1 protein-coding gene and 1 other annotated feature are annotated in these 1,695 nt (G+C 37.7%); the gene reads right to left on the bottom strand.

Annotation, left to right across the window (positions count from 1 at the left end; translation table 11 throughout):
• Positions 1-137 precede the first annotated feature (137 nt).
• The gene (locus tag I6F53_RS20025; RefSeq protein WP_197240922.1) at positions 138-1,295 is read right to left on the bottom strand and encodes a chorismate mutase; all 1,158 of its coding nucleotides are present in this window, start codon (positions 1,293-1,295) and stop codon (positions 138-140) included.
• Positions 1,296-1,339: 44 nt separating this feature from the next.
• Positions 1,340-1,457 (bottom strand) — a sequence feature (Phe leader region).
• Between the last annotated feature and the right edge of the window lie 238 nt (positions 1,458-1,695).

Genomic DNA, 1,695 nt, shown 5'->3' with positions numbered 1-1,695 from the left:
AACCCAAAAAGAGATAAAGAAAAAGGACGATTAAAATGCGGCCTGAATCCAATTCTCTCTTAATGTCTAACCTATGAATAGTTGCTAACTAACTAAAAAAGGGCCGATATCGGCCCTTTTTGATTTATAAAATTTTATTAAGTATTAACGCTTACAGCCTGTAATGATTCGCTTTGGTAGCACCCTAAAATGCGTACATATTGAGTGTGTTCTTTAAGTTCTTCTAATGCTTCTTTTACCTGTTTATCAGCTAAGTTTGCTTGAAGATCTACATAAAACACTTCTTCCCACGGATTACCCGGAGTTGGGCGAGACTCTAGTTTTACTAAATTAATTTTATGCTGTTTAAAAATCATTAACGCATCAGCTAGTGAACCCGCTTGCTGTTTTGTCGACATGATCAAACTAGTTTTAGTTGGAATTTGGTTAGACACTTGTAGAGGCTTACGTGCAACAACAATAAAGCGGCTATGGTTTTCGCTTTGATTAGCTAGGTTTGATTTAATAACCTCAAGCCCTACGTTTTTTCCTGCTTGTGCAGAGCCAATTGCTGCACTATTTGGTGTGCTTAATGCTGATTGTAACGCGCTTGATGTTGAGTCACATGTTTCGTGTTGTAAATCACCTAAGCCCTGTAAAAAACGGCTGCACTGCGCAAATGGTTGTGGGTGTGCAAATATTTTTGTTAGTTGACTAAGTTCAGTATCAGGGTTGGCGAGTAAGCAATGCTCTACACTGTGAGTTACTTCTCCAACAATAGATACTTGCGCGTGCTGTAATAAGTCAAACACCTCGTTAATACTGCCAGAGCTTGTGTTTTCAATGGGTAATAAACCAAAATCAGCTTGTCCGTTTTCTACTTTACCTGTTATTTCGTCAAACGATGTACAGCCAATTTCAACTAATTTACCCGGGCGGCGGCTAAAATATTTATGGCATGCTAGTTGGCTATAAGAACCCTGACCACCTAAGTAAGTTACACGGTGTGTTTCACTAAGGGCATCTGGATTCAGGTTTTTTTGTAGCATTGCTTGTTGGTGTAAAACAGAGTCTTCCAAAATAGTTTGAAAAACATTGTTTACGTAATAAGCATCTAAACCAAGCGATTTACCATAACCAATTAGTTTTTCTAAAAGAGCGAGTTCACGTGCTTCATCACGTATAGGCTTGTTATTGGCAATTTTGTATTCAACAACACCGTGGCTAATGCGACGGCGTTTAGCTAATAATACCAGTAAGTCTGAATCTATTTCATTTATGTCGTGTCTTAGGGCATTTAATACATCATTTGTCATTTTGGTATCCTCATTCCAAAAGTAAGCTGTTATTACACAGCAAAAACAAAAAAGCCTCCCGGTTGGGAGGCTTTACTATTCGATTGATTTTATCTCACAAACAGGGAAGCCTCTTCTATATAAAGAAGCTAAAAAACGAAAAAAAAGTGCGAGAGATAAATATGTTCATGCGGTTAATGTATGGAGAGTTGCTAACAATGTCAATAACGATACGGCGCTAAATAAGTCCAGAGCGCTATTTATTTGATCATAATTAGGGCGTGTTGATCTTTGCGGTATAAAAAACAAACAGCATGAGAATAAGGTATAATTGAATTCGCTAAAAAACGTTACACCGAACCCTCATGCCAAGATTAATGTTAACAGACGCGACATGGAATGTCTTATCAAAAGTAATGCA

Origin of the sequence: Pseudoalteromonas sp. SWN29 (genome assembly GCF_015864465.1) — a bacterium.
Lineage (GTDB): Bacteria > Pseudomonadota > Gammaproteobacteria > Enterobacterales > Alteromonadaceae > Pseudoalteromonas.
The sequence above is the reverse complement of the archived record's forward strand: the minus strand, read 5'-3'. Positions and strand labels throughout refer to the sequence as shown.